Genomic DNA, 16,759 nt, shown 5'->3' with positions numbered 1-16,759 from the left:
TGAATTATCCGTAAAAATGTGTGATATATTTCTTCATGTTTACGGAAGACAATTTTATAACAACAAAAATGGAGGCATTAATATGTTGAAAAAAGTTTTTGCAATGAGTACGACAGTTGTACTAGCGGCGGGATTATTAAGTGGTTGTGGAACGAAAGAATCAAGTGCAAGTAAAACTGAAGATACGAAAAAAGGTTATGTACCGAAGACTTTAAATGTTCAATTTGTTCCTTCTCAAAATGCAGATACATTAGAGGCAAAGGCAAAACCATTGGAAAAGCTACTAAGTGATAAATTAAATATTCCGGTAAAAGTTAGTATTTCAACGAATTACAATACAATTGTAGAAGCGATGGCGTCTAAGCAAGTAGATGTAGGTTTTTTACCTCCAACAGCGTATGTGCTAGCGCATGAGAAAAAGGCTGCAAACGTAATTTTACAAGCACAACGTTTTGGAGTAGATGATGGAACAGGAGCCCCTACAAAGGATTTAGTAGACTTTTATAAATCTGAGTTTGTAGTTAAGAAAGATTCAAATATTAACAGTGTAAAAGATTTAAAAGGTAAAAAAATTGGCTATCAAGATGTAACATCATCAGCAGGGTATGTATGGCCTGCGGCTGTATTGTTAAAAGAGGGAATTGATCCGTTAAAGGATGTGAAACCTGTTACACTAAAAGGTCACGATCAGTCGCTTATTGCTCTTTTAAATGGTGATGTAGATGCAGCTGTTGTATTCCAAGATGCTCGTAATATTGTGAAAAAAGATTATCCGAATATATTCGATCAAACGAAAATAGTGAAATTTACGGAAAAAATTCCAAACGATACGATTTCGGTACGTTCTGATTTAGATGCAGAGTGGAGTAAGAAATTACAGGATGCTTTCATTGAAATAGGAAAGAATGAGGAAGGTCACAAAATCATTAAAGAAGTATATTCACATGAAGGATATGTTAAATCTGATGATAGTAAATTTGATATCGTTCGTGAATATGGAAAGAAAGTAAAAACGCAATAATACATATGGAAATGGCAGCTAACTGGAAGGTGTATGTTTCCAGTTAGTTTGCCGTTTTGAATACATAGAAGGTAGGTAAGATGTGTGATAGAATTTCGAAATGTTTCCAAAATGTATCCGAATGGTACAAAAGGATTGAATAATATAAACTTGAACATTCAAAAAGGTGAGTTTGTTGTAATGGTAGGGCTGTCCGGAGCTGGAAAATCTACACTTCTCAGATCGGTAAATCGCCTTCATGAGATTACAGAAGGCGAAATTATAATTGAAGGTGAGTCTATTACTGCTGCGAAAGGAAAAGGATTACGACGCATGCGCCGGGATATTGGCATGATTTTTCAAAGTTTTAACCTTGTAAAGCGATCCACGGTATTGAAGAATGTATTGGCTGGGCGTGTTGGATATCATTCGACACTGCGTACAACGTTAGGTCTATTTCCAAAAGAAGATTTGGAGCTTGCCTTTCAATCGTTAAAAAGGGTGAATATTTTAGAAAAAGCATATGCGCGAGCTGATGAATTATCAGGAGGACAACAGCAACGCGTATCGATTGCTAGAGCGTTGGCGCAAGAAGCAAAAATCATATTGGCAGATGAACCTGTTGCGTCGTTAGATCCGCTAACAACGAAGCAAGTATTAGATGATTTGAAAAAAATTAATGAAGATTTTGGGATTACAACAATTGTAAACTTACATTCTATTGATTTAGCTAGGCAATATGCGACACGCGTTATTGGATTACATGCAGGCGAAATTGTTTTTGATGGTTCTGTAGACGAGGCAACGGATGAAAAATTTGCTGAAATTTATGGAGACGTAGCGCAGAAAAGTGAATTATTAAAGGTGGCAGTTAAATGAATGATGTGACGATATATTCAAAATCGATACCGAAGCCGCCAAGTAAGTTGAAACATATGTTAACGGTTATTCTAGTTATTTTACTGTTGTGGGGAAGTAGTATACAGGTCGACGCATCATTTTCAAAACTAGTAGTTGGTTTTCCTAATATGATGGACTTATTAAAAGAGATGGTGCCGCCAGATTGGAGTTATTTTCAAGTTATTACAACAGCGATGTTAGATACAATACGTATGGCGATTATTGGAACGACTTTAGGAGCGATTTTAGCTATTCCACTGGCACTATTTGCGGCAAGTAATGTGTTTACTAGTGCATTTTTGTACGGTCCAGCTCGATTGGTTTTAAACTTTATCCGAACGATACCAGATTTATTATTAGCGGCAATTTTCGTAGCTATTTTTGGAATAGGACCACTTCCAGGTATTTTGGCTCTTACTTTTTTCTCAATTGGGATCGTGGCAAAATTGTTGTATGAGTCAATGGAATCAATTGATCCAGGTCCATTAGAAGCGATGACGGCAGTAGGAGCAAATAAAGTGCAATGGATCGTGTATGGGGTAATTCCGCAAGTGAAAGCACATTTTGTCTCCTATGTTCTTTATACATTTGAGGTGAACGTACGTGCAGCAGCTGTTTTAGGTTTAGTAGGAGCAGGTGGTATTGGGTTATATTATGACCGTACACTTGGATTTTTACAATATCAACAAACTGCATCTATTATTATTTATACCCTTGTTGTTGTATTGTTAATTGATTATGTAAGTACATTGTTGCGGGAGAAATTATAATGAGTAAAACGACGATAATTGTACCAAAACCGAAGAAACCGAGTGTGTATCGCTGGTTTGTTTTTATAGCACTTGCATTTGTTTATGTATGGGCTTTTTCAGGAGTCCCGCTAGAGGGAATAAAGGATACGGCAGGAGAAATTACAAAAGCAATTATGACAGGTGTATTGAGTCCAGATTGGTCGTATGTATCTTTGCCAGATGGTGAAGATTTATTACATGGTTTAATTGATACGTTGGCAATTGCGATATTAGGTACATTTATTTCTGCCTTTTTATCTATTCCATTCGCTTTTTGGGCGGCAACGAATATGAGCAGTGGAAAATTAACGTCAGGAACTGGGAAATTTGTACTTAGTTTTGTTCGTACATTTCCTGAATTAGTTATGGCCATTTTATTTATAAAAGCTGTTGGACCAGGCTCTTTTGCCGGAGTTCTAGCTTTAGGGTTACACTCTATTGGAATGTTAGGGAAATTATATTCAGAAGGAATTGAAAATATAGATAAGGGACCGACGGAAGCATTAATAGCTACAGGCGCAAATCGGTTTCAAATACTTTGGTATGCAGTATTGCCACAAGTATTACCGGATTTTCTATCATATACGTTATACAGGTTCGAAATTAATGTACGATCCGCTGCCATTTTAGGTGTTATTGGAGCAGGTGGGATTGGGACACCGTTAATTTTTGCACTGAGTTCACGCAATTGGTCTCGTGTGGGTATTATTTTATTGGGTATCATTTTAATGGTAATTATCATTGACTTTATTTCAAGTTCGATACGGAAGAAAATTGTATAATTTATTTTAAGCACCTATAAAAGGTGCTTTTTTATATAATAAGAATAATAAATGTGAGCAATAGGGGGGATAATTTGGCTTTACAGCACGAGTTTGTATTTGTTTCAAATGAAAAAAAGGGTTGGATTTTATAGGTATAGATTGGATTGAACTTTGTTTTCTATATAAAGAAGAGGCAACGATAGATGAGTGTGTCGTATTAAGTGATGAGCTAATCGTATATCTATTAGATTTTACCCATTGGATTCCGACCTATTATCCAGCGAAAAGAGCAGAAGGATTTGGAATTCACTATTATGGTATTACGAAAATAGAACAGCAAGGAGCAGTGATAGCAGAACAGTTATTTTGTTCGCTAGTTAACATGTTTTCTCTAGCGCCAGAAACAATCGAACTGACAGGTCAGTTTCGATGGGGAAATGATAATAATACTGATGGAGAATATGAAAGATACGTATTTGATCGAGATAAATTATGCCAAGATTTAAATTCTTTTATTCGTTTGCTTTGCAGAGTGGAAAATGGGGAAGGATATATTTTGCATTATGGAATTTGAAAATGATGAATAAATATACAGATAATTCCCTTTCTTTTTAAAATAAAAACAATGAAAAAGTATGTCATATTGAATACCCATACATTCTCGAAATCATTGATTTTTTTATGAAAAACCAAAAAAATATCAACATATTTGTCGATACATGTTGTATAATCTTGCGTGGGAAGCTATCATATAAATGTATAAAACGTTTACTAATATAAGCGAAGGGAAGAATAGCATGTCACATTCAATCGAACAACTTTCTATCAACACGATTCGCACATTATCCATCGATGCGATTGAAAAAGCAAACTCTGGTCACCCAGGAATGCCAATGGGTGCAGCACCAATGGCTTATACATTATGGACTCAATTTATGAAACACAATCCAAATAACCCAACGTGGTTTAACCGTGATCGTTTCGTATTATCTGCAGGTCATGGTTCAATGTTACTATACAGCCTACTTCACCTATCTGGTTATGATCTAACAATGGATGATTTAAAGAACTTCCGTCAATGGGGAAGCAAAACTCCAGGACATCCTGAGTACGGTCATACAGCAGGTGTAGACGCAACTACTGGTCCACTTGGACAAGGTATTGCAACTGCTGTAGGTATGGCAATGGCTGAAAGACATTTAGCGGCTAAATATAACCGTGATGCGTATAATGTAGTAGATCATCATACATACGCTATTTGTGGTGATGGAGATTTAATGGAAGGCGTTTCTGCTGAAGCATCTTCATTAGCTGCTCATTTACAATTAGGTCGTCTAGTTGTGCTTTACGATTCAAATGATATTTCATTAGATGGCGATTTAAATCGTTCATTCTCTGAAAGTGTAGAAGATCGTTACAAAGCATACGGATGGCAAGTAATCCGTGTTGAGGATGGAAACGATATTGAAGCTATCGCGAAAGCAATTGAAGAAGCGAAAGCTGACGAAAAACGCCCAACGCTAATTGAAGTAAGAACGACAATTGGTTTCGGTTCTCCAAACAAATCAGGAAAATCAGCTTCACATGGTTCTCCACTTGGTGTAGACGAAACAAAATTAACGAAAGAAGCATATGCTTGGACTGCTGAGCAAGACTTCCATGTAGCAGAAGAAGTATATGACAACTTCCGTAAAACAGTACAAGATGTTGGTGAAACTGCGCAAGCAGAGTGGAACACTATGCTAGGTGAATATGCACAAGCATATCCAGAATTAGCAAACGAACTGCAAACAGCAATGAATGGTCTTCTTCCAGAAGGTTGGGAGCAAAACTTACCAACTTATGAATTAGGATCAAAAGCAGCAACTCGTAATTCTTCAGGTGCTGTAATTAATGCAATTGCAGAGTCTGTACCATCATTCTTCGGTGGATCTGCTGACCTTGCTGGTTCTAACAAAACATACATGAATAACGAAAAAGACTTTACAAGAGATGATTACAGCGGTAAAAACATTTGGTACGGTGTACGTGAGTTTGCAATGGGTGCAGCAATGAACGGTATTGCACTACATGGCGGTTTAAAAACTTACGGTGGTACGTTCTTCGTATTCTCTGATTACTTACGTCCAGCAATTCGTCTTGCAGCATTAATGCAATTGCCAGTAACGTATGTATTCACACACGACAGTATCGCTGTTGGTGAAGACGGTCCAACACATGAACCAGTCGAGCAATTAGCAGCGCTTCGTGCAATGCCAAATGTATCTGTTATTCGTCCAGCTGATGGTAACGAATCTGTTGCAGCTTGGAGACTAGCTCTAGAATCTACAAACCAACCAACCGCTTTAGTATTAACTCGTCAAGACCTTCCAACATTAGAAGGTGCAAAAGACGATACGTATGAAAAAGTAGCAAAAGGTGCATATGTAGTTTCTGCAAGCAAGAAAGAAACGGCTGATGTAATCTTACTTGCAACTGGATCTGAAGTAAGTCTAGCTATTGAAGCACAAAAAGTTCTAGCAGTAGACGGCGTTGACGCAGCTGTTGTCAGCATGCCATCTATGGATCGCTTTGAAGCTCAAACTGCTGAGTACAAAGAATCTGTATTACCAAAAGCAGTAACAAAACGTTTCGCAATCGAAATGGGTGCTACATTCGGATGGCACCGTTACGTAGGTCTTGAAGGAGATGTGTTAGGTATCGATACATTCGGTGCTTCTGCTCCTGGTGAGAAGATTATGGAAGAGTATGGATTTACTGTAGAGAACGTTGTTCGTAAAGTAAAAGAAATGCTTTAATGATTTTAGAAAAATCTCTCCGGCATGGAGAGGTTTTTCTATGTAAATGAGTTTTTTCGACAGAAAAAGTTTTTTATCTCTCCGCAGTCAGACAATCATTGCAAAATTTCTTCTATATAATGAAGAGAAAAGGTTGTCCAGATTGGGAGGCAAAAGATGAAAACGTATGAATTGTATTTAATTCAAGAGGATATTGCGAAAGCTTACTTTGGTCGTGAATATTTGTTTTTTGATTTATTTGCTCGATTTTCAGAATCTGGGTCCCTTTCAGAGAAAAAAGTGTTATATAAACAAATGATGTATATAACGAGACCATTACAAGTAATGAAAATTCATCATAAATTAGAACAAGCTTTACGGGTTCTTGGTAAATATGATCGAACACATCATACACATACACTTTATACAGGAGCGGAATACGGTGAAATAATGGTGAAACCACACTATATTCGCATGAATACCTCTGGAAACGTTTCTATGGAAACGACCTTCTTTGAGGTGTTAAGAAAGTGTGAATTAACATTTTTAGCTATGGATTATGAAAATACAAAGTACGGATGGCTGAATCCTCTAAAACAAGTACGAACATATGTGTAAAAAATGTCGAATTGTATCTTGTCTTATTGAAAAGGTTTTAGTACACTGTAAGGTAGACAACATGAAGGAGGAAAATATATGCCGATTTGGTTAGGTATTCTAGTGGGCGTAGTAGCACTAGTAGCAGGTGTGGCGTTAGGATTTTTCATTGCCCGCAAATACATGATGAACTACTTAGAAAAAAATCCACCAATTAATGAACAAATGTTAAAAATGATGATGATGCAAATGGGACAAAAACCTTCCCAAAAGAAAATCAATCAAATGATGAGCGCGATGAGCAAGCAACAAACAAAATAAGCGCTAAAGGGCACTCGATAAGAGTGCCCTTTCCTATTGGTTTTTTTGAAGTGTTTAAAACTTTTAAAAATTCAGTATTTTTGGTAAACTGAAAACATCGCTCATTTTAAGAGAGGAGGATAAAAATGAAGGTATTTATTAATTTAGCGTGGTTTTTTAAACAAGAAAAACGAGCGTACATAATCGGAATTATTATGTTATTTGGTGTCGCGCTTCTTGAACTTGTAGCTCCGAAAGTACTAGGTATTGTAGTAGATGAAATTAATAATGGAACATTAACATCTGAAAAATTGTTGAAGTGGGTTATTCTGTTAGTAGTTGTAGGGATTACTATGTACATATTACGTTATTTATGGCGTATTATGATTTTTGGATCTTCGTTAAAACTAGCCCGTCAATTACGAAAGAATCTATATGAACATTTTACAAAGATGAGCCCATCTTTCTATCAATCACGTCGTACGGGTGATTTGATGGCGCATGCGACTAATGATATTCAGGCGATTCAACAAACTGCTGGATCGGGCGTTTTAACACTTGTTGACTCATTAGCGGTTGGGGGATGTGTACTCGTAGCGATGGGTTTTACAATTAGTTGGAAGTTAACATTGTTAAGCTTAATTCCAATGCCGATTGTAGCGATTTCGACAAATTATTATGGAACGTTATTACATAAAAGGTTTCATAAAGCGCAGCAATCGTTTTCAGAAATCAATGATAAAGTGCAAGAGAGTATGAGTGGGATGAAGGTAATTCGATCACTTGGACAAGAGAAAGAAGATTTACAAGCATTTCGAAAAAAATCAGAAGATGTTGTACATAAAAATATGTTAGTCGCACGTATTGATTCGTTGTTTGATCCGACAATCTCTCTTATCGTTGGATTTTCTTTTTTAATTGCAGTGTGTTACGGGTCAGTATTAGTTGTGAGGGGTGAATTAACTGTAGGTGATCTCGTTACATTTACAACGTATTTAGGTACCCTCGTTTGGCCAATGTTAGCCTTTGGATGGTTGTTCAACATTATGGAGCGTGGGCGTGCTTCGTATGACCGTGTAGAAAAAATTCTCTCGCAAAAATCAGATGTAGTAAATAGAGAAGATGCTGTACATAAAGTAGCAAGCGGTGATGTTACATTTGCGGTCAATTCATTTTCATATAAGAAAAATGAACTGTTACAGCTAATAGATGTTCACTTTGATTTGAAGAAGGGTGAAACACTAGGAGTTGTTGGACGTACAGGAGCAGGGAAAACGACTTTATTAAAATGTTTAATCCGTGAGTATGATCATTTTAGTGGTGAATTAAAAGTTGGGGAGCGGGATATTCGCGATGTAACACTTTACGGTGTCCGTTCTGCCATTTCATACGTGCCGCAAGATCATTTTTTATTTTCAGCGAGTATTGGGGAGAATATTGCCTTCGGAAAGGCGGATGCTACATATAATGAAATAATTCGCGCTGCAGAGATTGCTTGTATTCATAATGACATCCTCCAATTTTCAGAAGGGTATGAAACGGTAGTAGGAGAAAGAGGCGTTTCGTTATCTGGAGGCCAAAAACAGAGAATCTCTATTGCACGTGCTTTATTAACGAATGCGGAAATTTTAATTTTAGATGATTGTTTATCAGCGGTAGATGCAAAAACAGAAGAAACGATTTTAAATGCATTAAAGAGGGAAAGAGCAGGAAAAACAACGATTATTACTGCTCATCGTTTAAGTGCAATTCAACATGCCAATCTTATACTTGTTGTGGATGAAGGCAGAATTGTGCAACGAGGTACACATGAACAATTAATGGAAGAAAACGGTTGGTATAAAGAAATGTACGAGAGCCAGCAGTTAGAAGCATTAGTCGAGAAAGGAGGCGTATGATGACAGGGAAGAAGCGGAGTGATTTAAGTAGATTACTTTCTTATATGAAGCCATATAAAAGGTTGCTATCTTTAGCATTTATCTTTTTAGTTGGTGCAACTGTAACTGAAATGATGGGTCCTTTTTTAATTAAACAATTTCTTGATGAACATTTAGTACCACGTAACTTTGATCAATCAGCACTTGTTACTCTATTTGTAGTGTATCTTATTGCTCACTTATTAAAAGTATTATTTACTTATTTAGACTTATTGTATTTTCAAAATATCGCTTTTAAAATTGTTCAAGATATGCGTGTTGAAGTATATGATCATGTTCAAAAGTTATCATTAAGTTTCTTTGATCGTACGCCGATTGGTACGCTTGTATCGCGCATAACGAATGATACGGAAGCAATTAAAGATTTTTATGTCAGTGTATTATCCACATTTGTCAAAAATGTAGTCTTTTTAATAGGTATTTTAGTAGCAATGTTTTTATTAAATGTAAAACTAGCTCTATTTTCTCTCGTATTAATTCCAATAATGTTTGCAATTATGGTGCTATATCGCCGGAAGAGTGCAGCCTTTTATTTAGAAGTACGTAATCAATTAAGCGTGTTAAATGCAAAGTTAAATGAGTCCATTCAAGGAATGAATATTGTCCAAGTGTTCAGACAAGAAAAGCGTATGAGAAAAGAGTTTGAAGAAGTGAATAATAAACATTATAGTGCAGGGCGGCGGACGTTAAAATTAGACGCGTTACTTTTACGTCCAGCAACTGATTTAGTTCATATTGTCGCTATTGCGTTAGTACTTGGTTTATTTGGAATTGATGCTTTGAAGAGTCCTGTTGAAGTAGGTGTCTTATATGCGTTTGTTAACTATATACATCGTTTCTTCCAGCCTGTAAATGAGATGATGATGAAATTATCATTTTTCCAACAGGCACTTGTTTCATCATCACGTGTATTTCATTTAATGGACGAGAAAGATTTAGCGCCAGTTCAAAAAGGAGATGGAAATCCTCAAGTCGTTAATGGAGAAATTGAATTTAAAAATGTTACTTTTTCGTATGATGGAAAACGTGATGTTTTAAAAAATGTATCTTTTCACGTGAAACAGGGGCAAACAGTGGCTTTCGTTGGGCACACTGGTAGCGGAAAAAGTACTATTATGAATTTGTTAATGCGATTTTATAATATTAAGTCCGGAAATATTGTAATAGATGGTGTAGATTTAGAGAGATTTGAAGAAAGAGAAATTAGAAAGAAAATAGGGCTCGTATTGCAAGATGCATTTTTATTTGCGGGAAATGTAAAACAAAATATTCGTATGTACAATGAAGAAATTACGGATGAAGAAGTAAAAGAAGCGGCACAATTTGTGCAAGCGAATACGTTTATTGAAAAATTACCAGAACAGTATGAAACGGAAGTAGTAGAAAGAGGAGCTGCATTTTCTAGTGGTCAACGACAATTAATTGCTTTTGCTAGAACGATAGCAACGAATCCGAAAGTATTAGTATTAGATGAAGCCACAGCTAATATTGATACAGAAACAGAAGATGCGATCCAAACAGCATTACAGCAAATGCGAAAAGGGAGAACGACTATAGCAATTGCACACAGATTATCTACAATTCAAGATGCAGATCAAATTTTTGTTATGCATGATGGAGAAATAGTAGAAAGAGGAACACATCAAGAATTACTGAGTGAGCAAGGGTTGTATTATAATATGTATTTACTACAAAATAAAGGGAATTTACAAAAGGCCTTGTAAAATTACAAGGTCTTTTGACTGCACGTGAAATTTTTACAAAAAATATACGAATAACATAGTATAATGTAGTAGAAATGTGTATGGAGAATAGTAGGAAACGAAATAAAGGAGAAAAGATATGGATTATGTGCTAATAGGTGTAATTTTATTATTATTAGCTGCAGTATTTGTGCTGTTCTATAAAAATAAACAGTTAGAATCAGAGAGCCAGCAAGTAGAATTTGAAAAGAAGCAAGCAATTGAAACGTATGAAACTGAAATTGCAGCTACGGTTACAGAGCATAAAGAACAACAAAATACATTGAAAAATATGGAACAGAAGAAATACAATGATTTACAAATAAGTGCAGCTAGAGAACTTGAAAATATGCGTATGATGAAAAATCAATTAGCTGTGCAACATAGTAAAGAACGCAGTGAAATGCAAGACAAACATAGTAACGAAATACATATGTTTCAAAAGTTAATTGCAAATTTGCGAGAGTATACGAAAAATGGAGCTGAAGTGAATACACACGAAGCATTACATTATATGAAGCGTGGATTCGTAGAACAAGGCATAATACTAGACAATGAATTTCATATTATGCCGAATGTTTTTATTAAAAATCAGCACGGAGGAAATGATTGTCGCATTCATCATCTTGTCTTAAGTAAAACGGGTATGTATCTACTTGAGACGAAAGAATGGACAGGGAAATTAATTCATGGATTAACGAAAGAAAATGCTAGTATATATTCATTTATGATTGATGAAATGGGCAAGTATCAACAAGAGGTAGAGAAAGAAGAGACATTTGAATGCATTACAGGTGAAGATTCATTAACGATACAAGTGAAAAATGAAGGGAATCCAGTATATAGAGCGAAGAAACTATCTCATATTCTATACAATTGTTTGAAAGAAATGCAAGTTGATATTGTAAAGGAAAACGTAAAACCGATTGTATATTTTTATAATGCGAGTGGGAAAGAAGTGCTAGATCTTTCTGAAGAAAAAACGCCGAGATTAAAAGATAGAGAGCAAATTGTAACGTTCTTCAGAAATGAGATCTTAACAGGCAAAGTAATATATACAGATCAAGAGTTAGAAAAACTTCGAGAAATCATTAGCCGGATGAATTATATAATGAATTAAGAAGGGGTGGGCTTTTTGAGTGCTATATTGAGGGGGATTATGTATGTTTATGTTTGTTTGTATATACTAATGTATCTTGCGTTTATTTTTGTAATTGATGCGGTTCATATGTCAGTAAGTGTAAAAAGTATGTTTGTAGTAGTCATGCCATTTGTTTTATTAGTCGTGATTCAAAAATTCGTCTTACGTACTTCTGTAAATCGTAATACAGAAAAGAAACAAATGCTAGGTGTAATAATAGTAGGTTGTATTCTATTGTTAGTGTGCACAGGACAATTAAGTATGAATACATACACTTCAAAGTTTAATCAAGATCGGTGGTTACATGCTGAAGAGAAACGGGTACATATGGTAGATGATCTATTACAAAAATATAAATTAATAGGGAAATCAAATGAAGAAATCACAAAATTATTAGGAGCATCTACTGGAACGAGCAATGGAAAAGACGGTGTTATCACTTCGTACTATCTTGGAACTGAACGTGGCTTTATTCCAATAGATAGTGAACAGCTTGTTTTACAATTTGATAGAGATGGTAGAGTTGTGGAATATAAGGTGCAAAGAGATTAAAGAAACGGAGAGAGAAGCTATATATTATAGCTTCTTTTTTATATTCCAATATAGTAAATGTAGGCAAATAGTAGTCATTCCTATCTATACGAATCGGAATGAGTCTGTTATATTGTAAATGGTTATGTAGTTTAATAGTTTACTAGATATCCTATATTTTGGTTGAGGAGGGGAAAATAACACGAATTTAATTATGGCGTGTTAAGTATTATGATGAAAAAAAGATTTTATAATGTTTTAGCTGCATCGATTGTATTTAGCTTGGTAACGATTCCAAATTATTCCTATGCTAATGAGTTGGAAAAAACTGTAGCGGTTTCACCTGATGAACAAGCTTTAAAAAGTATTGAAAACCATATGAAAGATGAAGATGGTCGAGGAGAAGATAAAGGAGTACAAAATGAAGTGCAAGGTGAATTTCTTGTACATATAGTGAAAGAAGTACCTTTATATGATTCTAGTAATTTTCAAAAAGAGACAGGGGTTCACCTTTCGAATCAAGTCGTAAAAGCTGAGAAGAGAAAAGGAAACGCTTACTATGTTCGGGCTTCATCTGGAACTGGATGGATACAAAATAGTGAGGGGAATGTAGAGGTTAAAGAAGTTCATACGTTATCAAGTGAAAAGTTAGTTATTAATGAAGAAATCTCTACATACTCTGAACCATTTACTTCATACAAAGAAGAAAATGTATTGGAACCACAAACCATTCAAGTAATGGGACAGGCGGGAGAATGGTTCCAAGTAAAAATAAATAATGAAATGAAATGGATTTATTCACCTTCAGCAAAATTTGAAGGAACAAAGGCTTCGCTTATTCAAGAGGCAACACCAGCACGTACAAAACGTGCAGCAGTTATGTATGCTGCACCAATAGAAGAGAAAACAACGGATATTTATGGTGTAACTTTAAAAGAAATGATTGTACCGAAAGGAAATGAAAATATCCGTCCTGGTTATGCGATGAAGCCGAAGTATATTACGATTCATGAGACAGATAATTACAGTGTTGGGGCAAATGCTAAAAACCATGCAATATATTTATATAACCAAGCAACGGGAACGGAAGATCGTTCAGCGTCATGGCACTTTACGGTAGACGATAAAGAGATTTATCAACATCTTCCATTAAACGAAAATGCTTGGCATGCAGGAGATGGAGCAGAAGGAACTGGAAATCGAGAATCCATTGCGATTGAAATTGCTGTAAACGAAGATGGTGATTATAATAAAGCTGTTGAAAATGCTCGTAAATTAACAGCTTATTTAATGGGAGAATTACATATTCCTTTAGAAAATGTGAAGAAACATCAATTCTGGAGTGGAAAGAATTGTCCGGCTATTATGATTAAAAATAATGCGTGGGAACCATTCTTACAAGGAACAAAGGTTTATTATGATGCGAACCATAAAGATGATATAACAGGTGGTTGGTACGAAGCAGACATTCGTGAATTAGATAAACGAGGCATTATGATTGGGGATGGGAAAGGTTCTTATTGGCCAGAGCGTCTTGTCACACGTGGCGAATTTGCGAATTTAATTTCAAGATCATTACAGTTACCTGAAGGATCATCGAATTTTAATGATTTAAATACAGCACATTCATCGCTAATAGATGGTATTAATCGTGCAGCAAGTGCTGGGATAATAAGTGGTAGAGGAAATGGGACATTTGCTCCAAATGATACGATTAAACGAGATGAAGCCGTTATCATGATTGACCGTGCACTGCAATATAAAAAAATTAAAGGTAACTTAGTTCCGTTACCATTCTCGGATCAAGATTTAGCATATGATAAACAAGCTGTACAACGTGTTTATGGATTAGGTATTGTAAAAGGAAATGAAAATAATGAATTTATGCCGAAAGGTTCTGCAACGCGTGGAGAATCGGCAGCATTTATTAATAGAATGTTAAAAGTAATAGAAAGTAAATAATGAAAAAGCATTCGCGATTGCGAGTGCTTTTTTATTTTTCAATATGTTATGGAAGGGAGGGGAGGATATTGAGTGGAATAAGGAATGAAAGCGGAGGTGATGCATATATATAGATGCGTTGGGTTGTTTTTATCGCGTATGAACGGCAGCCCGATTATAATCAGTGTGGAGTGGACTAAACCGCTACTGATTAAACTTTTACTTTATCATATTGTATAAATGAAAAGGAGGTAAGACGGTGAAAGCTATACCGACTGATGTCCTGAGTAAAGAATTGATGGAAAGAGAAGGCGTTATATCTATTACAGTAAAAGAATTTGAAAAGATAGAAGTAGCTGGAGTAGTAGTCGCTGGCCCTGCGGTTATTTTGATTAATCAAGATTAAGTACATAGTATCCATTTAGAAAAGCATCCGTTTAGGGTGCTTTTTATTTGTGTGAAAGAGAGTGTTTAGTAGATAATGGGGGTACTGGAGGGAGAGTATGTGGCAATTATTACAACGATGTTAGTAATGGGGATTTTATTGGGGTTTGTTGGAGCGGGTGGAGCAGGTTTTATTATCGCAATACTTACTTTAATATTTCATATTCCTATCCATGTTGCGCTTGCGACATCTTTAACAGCTATGGCTTTTACGACGTTATCTGGGGTTATAAGTCATTATCGTGAAGGAAATGTTGTATTTACTACAGGCGGGATTGTTGGTGGATGTGGAGCACTTGGTTCTTATATTGGTTCAAAGCTTGGTTCACTTATCCCCCCGCATTTTCTCCATTGGTTTACAGCTGGGATGTTATTTTTATCTGCAATTTTTATGTTTATTAAATTAATTAAGTTTCAAAATAGGGAAGAATTACTTTTAGCAGAAATTAAAGATTTTTCGAAAGAAAATATAATGAAATGTATATGTCTTGGATTAGTCACTGGAATGATGGCTGGTTCATTCGGGATTGGTTCTGCACCATTTATTCAACTTGGATTAATGGTTCTACTAGGTTTAACAATCCAGCAATCTGTAGGAACAACAATGCTTGTTATATTGCCGATTGCGATTGGAGGTGGGATAGGATATAGTTCAGAAGGGTATCTAGATTATATATTGTTATTGCAAGTATTAATTGGGACGATGTTAGGAGCGTATATCGGAGCGAAGTTTACAAATTATGCACCACGTATGCTTTTGAAGTTTTCAATGATTATGACACCAGTTGTAGCTGGATGTATGTTATTGATGGAATAAAAATAATATAGCAAACTAATATGTTTTACGAATGAATTATGTAAGTAATTCATATTTCCCATATAAAAGGATTTGCTTTAATATAATGAGTGTAAAGTTCGAGTATTCGAGGTACTACTTGAATTATATCCCTATCCCTTTTCTAAAAATGCGAACAAGTTTTGCCCTATTCTATTCAATAATTAATTGCATAGAAATATATTGTTCGATGACCATTATGGAACGTACATAATGGGGAAATCCCGATCCTTAAAGAGGATGCCCCTAATCTTCATGTGAAAATATGATCGGATAAGAAAGCTGACCAATTTATGGTTAGCTTTCTTTTTGTTCAAAAACTATTTCTTCTTTAATTTCTGTTTGCAATAATAAAGCTTTTCCGAAACGACGTTTACATTCCGCACGCACTTTTTCAATGGCTAGTAGCTGAGTAGTGGCGGGAACTGTTACGATAGCTTGGCGTGGTTTTCGATTTTCTTCACAAAAGACACATTCCACAACATATTTAGAAATCATATTTTCATCCTTCCGTTTTTAATTTCTAAGAAGGGATTGTCTATGAAGTTGATGTAAGTTTTCGTCATCGTTTTCCTTTTTTCCTCTTTTTTCAAGGGGAAAATAAAGAAGAAGACGAATAGTAGTAGGGGAGGGATGTATATGGAAAGATGGATAGGTTGTGCAGCAGTATGTGTAAATGAAAGAAATGAAGTTTTAATGGTGTTGCAAGGAAAAGAGGGAGAAGAAAAAAGGTGGTCTGTTCCAAGTGGAGGGCTTGAAAAGGGAGAGACATTAGAAGAATGTTGTATTCGAGAAGTTTGGGAAGAAACAGGTTACAATGTGGAAGTTGTAAATAAAATATACGAAAAAGAAGGTATTACATACGGAGTTCCTGTATACGTTCATTATTATGTCGTTAAAAAAATAGGCGGTAGTATGAAGATTCAAGATCCTGATGAGTTAATACATGAAATTGCTTGGAAAAGGATAGATGAAGTGAAGGAATTAATGCTATCTTTCCCGGAGGATTATGAGATTTTAAATAAATATATAATAAAAAAAGCAAGTGTTTAAACACTT

The 16,759-nt window shown here is 35.5% G+C and carries 16 protein-coding genes and 1 pseudogene; 16 read left to right on the top strand and 1 reads right to left on the bottom strand.

Annotated features, from left to right (window positions below; genetic code table 11):
- Nucleotides 1–82 precede the first annotated feature (82 nt).
- The 15 genes and pseudogenes from ILS93_RS05870 (at nt 83) to ILS93_RS05800 (ending at nt 15,682) form a co-directional block, all read left to right on the top strand.
- Nucleotides 83–1,021 carry a phosphate/phosphite/phosphonate ABC transporter substrate-binding protein gene (locus ILS93_RS05870; RefSeq protein ID WP_064477029.1) on the top strand — a complete coding sequence of 313 codons (939 nt, stop codon included), beginning with the start codon at nt 83–85 and terminating at the stop codon, nt 1,019–1,021.
- An 84-nt stretch (nt 1,022–1,105) separates the two neighbouring features.
- On the top strand, nt 1,106–1,879 hold the full coding sequence (gene phnC / locus ILS93_RS05865) for a phosphonate ABC transporter ATP-binding protein (protein ID WP_088047009.1): 774 nt from the start codon (nt 1,106–1,108) through the stop codon (nt 1,877–1,879).
- A complete protein-coding gene (phnE, locus tag ILS93_RS05860) occupies nt 1,876–2,670 on the top strand; it encodes a phosphonate ABC transporter, permease protein PhnE (RefSeq protein ID WP_222660159.1) in 795 nt (264 codons plus the stop codon). The genes phnC and phnE (ILS93_RS05860) overlap by 4 nt, the downstream gene beginning before the upstream one ends.
- Nucleotides 2,670–3,473, top strand: a complete 804-nt coding sequence (phnE, locus tag ILS93_RS05855; protein WP_064477026.1) for a phosphonate ABC transporter, permease protein PhnE — start codon at nt 2,670–2,672, stop codon at nt 3,471–3,473. The genes phnE (ILS93_RS05860) and phnE (ILS93_RS05855) overlap by 1 nt, the downstream gene beginning before the upstream one ends.
- A 74-nt stretch (nt 3,474–3,547) precedes the next feature.
- Nucleotides 3,548–4,029, top strand: a pseudogene (locus ILS93_RS05850) (coproporphyrinogen III oxidase).
- A 223-nt stretch (nt 4,030–4,252) separates the two neighbouring features.
- On the top strand, nt 4,253–6,253 hold the full coding sequence (gene tkt / locus ILS93_RS05845; RefSeq protein ID WP_088047012.1) for a transketolase: 2,001 nt from the start codon (nt 4,253–4,255) through the stop codon (nt 6,251–6,253).
- 156 nt (nt 6,254–6,409) lie between these two features.
- Nucleotides 6,410–6,850 carry a sporulation inhibitor of replication protein SirA gene (sirA, locus tag ILS93_RS05840; RefSeq protein WP_048562540.1) on the top strand — a complete coding sequence of 147 codons (441 nt, stop codon included), beginning with the start codon at nt 6,410–6,412 and terminating at the stop codon, nt 6,848–6,850.
- Nucleotides 6,851–6,928: 78 nt separating this feature from the next.
- Nucleotides 6,929–7,150 carry a YneF family protein gene (locus ILS93_RS05835; protein WP_001123316.1) on the top strand — a complete coding sequence of 74 codons (222 nt, stop codon included), beginning with the start codon at nt 6,929–6,931 and terminating at the stop codon, nt 7,148–7,150.
- A 125-nt stretch (nt 7,151–7,275) separates the two neighbouring features.
- Complete coding sequence (locus ILS93_RS05830) at nt 7,276–9,027, top strand: ABC transporter ATP-binding protein (protein WP_064477023.1); 1,752 nt, start codon at nt 7,276–7,278, stop codon at nt 9,025–9,027.
- On the top strand, nt 9,027–10,790 hold the full coding sequence (locus ILS93_RS05825; RefSeq protein ID WP_064477022.1) for an ABC transporter ATP-binding protein: 1,764 nt from the start codon (nt 9,027–9,029) through the stop codon (nt 10,788–10,790). Before ILS93_RS05830 ends, ILS93_RS05825 begins: the two co-directional genes overlap by 1 nt.
- A gap of 118 nt (nt 10,791–10,908) precedes the next feature.
- Nucleotides 10,909–11,928, top strand: a complete 1,020-nt coding sequence (locus ILS93_RS05820) for a nuclease-related domain-containing protein (protein ID WP_088047013.1) — start codon at nt 10,909–10,911, stop codon at nt 11,926–11,928.
- Between the two features lie 6 nt (nt 11,929–11,934).
- Nucleotides 11,935–12,501 carry a hypothetical protein gene (locus ILS93_RS05815; protein WP_088047014.1) on the top strand — a complete coding sequence of 189 codons (567 nt, stop codon included), beginning with the start codon at nt 11,935–11,937 and terminating at the stop codon, nt 12,499–12,501.
- A 213-nt stretch (nt 12,502–12,714) separates the two neighbouring features.
- A complete protein-coding gene (locus ILS93_RS05810) occupies nt 12,715–14,442 on the top strand; it encodes an S-layer homology domain-containing protein (RefSeq protein ID WP_088047071.1) in 1,728 nt (575 codons plus the stop codon).
- 238 nt (nt 14,443–14,680) lie between these two features.
- Nucleotides 14,681–14,827: a BC1881 family protein gene (locus tag ILS93_RS05805; RefSeq protein WP_000644411.1), complete on the top strand. Its 147-nt coding sequence runs from the start codon at nt 14,681–14,683 to the stop codon at nt 14,825–14,827.
- Nucleotides 14,828–14,926: 99 nt separating this feature from the next.
- A complete protein-coding gene (locus ILS93_RS05800; protein WP_088047015.1) occupies nt 14,927–15,682 on the top strand; it encodes a sulfite exporter TauE/SafE family protein in 756 nt (251 codons plus the stop codon).
- A gap of 315 nt (nt 15,683–15,997) precedes the next feature.
- Here ILS93_RS05800 and ILS93_RS05795 read toward each other — a convergent pair whose 3' ends face one another.
- Entirely contained in the window at nt 15,998–16,198 is a 201-nt protein-coding gene (locus tag ILS93_RS05795; RefSeq protein WP_000624205.1) for a DUF3903 domain-containing protein, read from the bottom strand.
- A gap of 141 nt (nt 16,199–16,339) precedes the next feature.
- On the opposite strand from ILS93_RS05795, the gene ILS93_RS05790 reads away from it, so the two are divergent.
- Nucleotides 16,340–16,753, top strand: coding sequence for an NUDIX hydrolase (locus ILS93_RS05790; protein ID WP_088047016.1), 414 nt, complete (start codon nt 16,340–16,342; stop codon nt 16,751–16,753).
- The last annotated feature ends 6 nt before the right edge of the window (nt 16,754–16,759 follow it).

The organism is Bacillus sp. 16GRE42, from assembly GCF_019837435.1.
Lineage (GTDB): Bacteria > Bacillota > Bacilli > Bacillales > Bacillaceae_G > Bacillus_A > Bacillus_A wiedmannii.
This window is presented reverse-complemented; position numbering and strand designations above follow the sequence as displayed.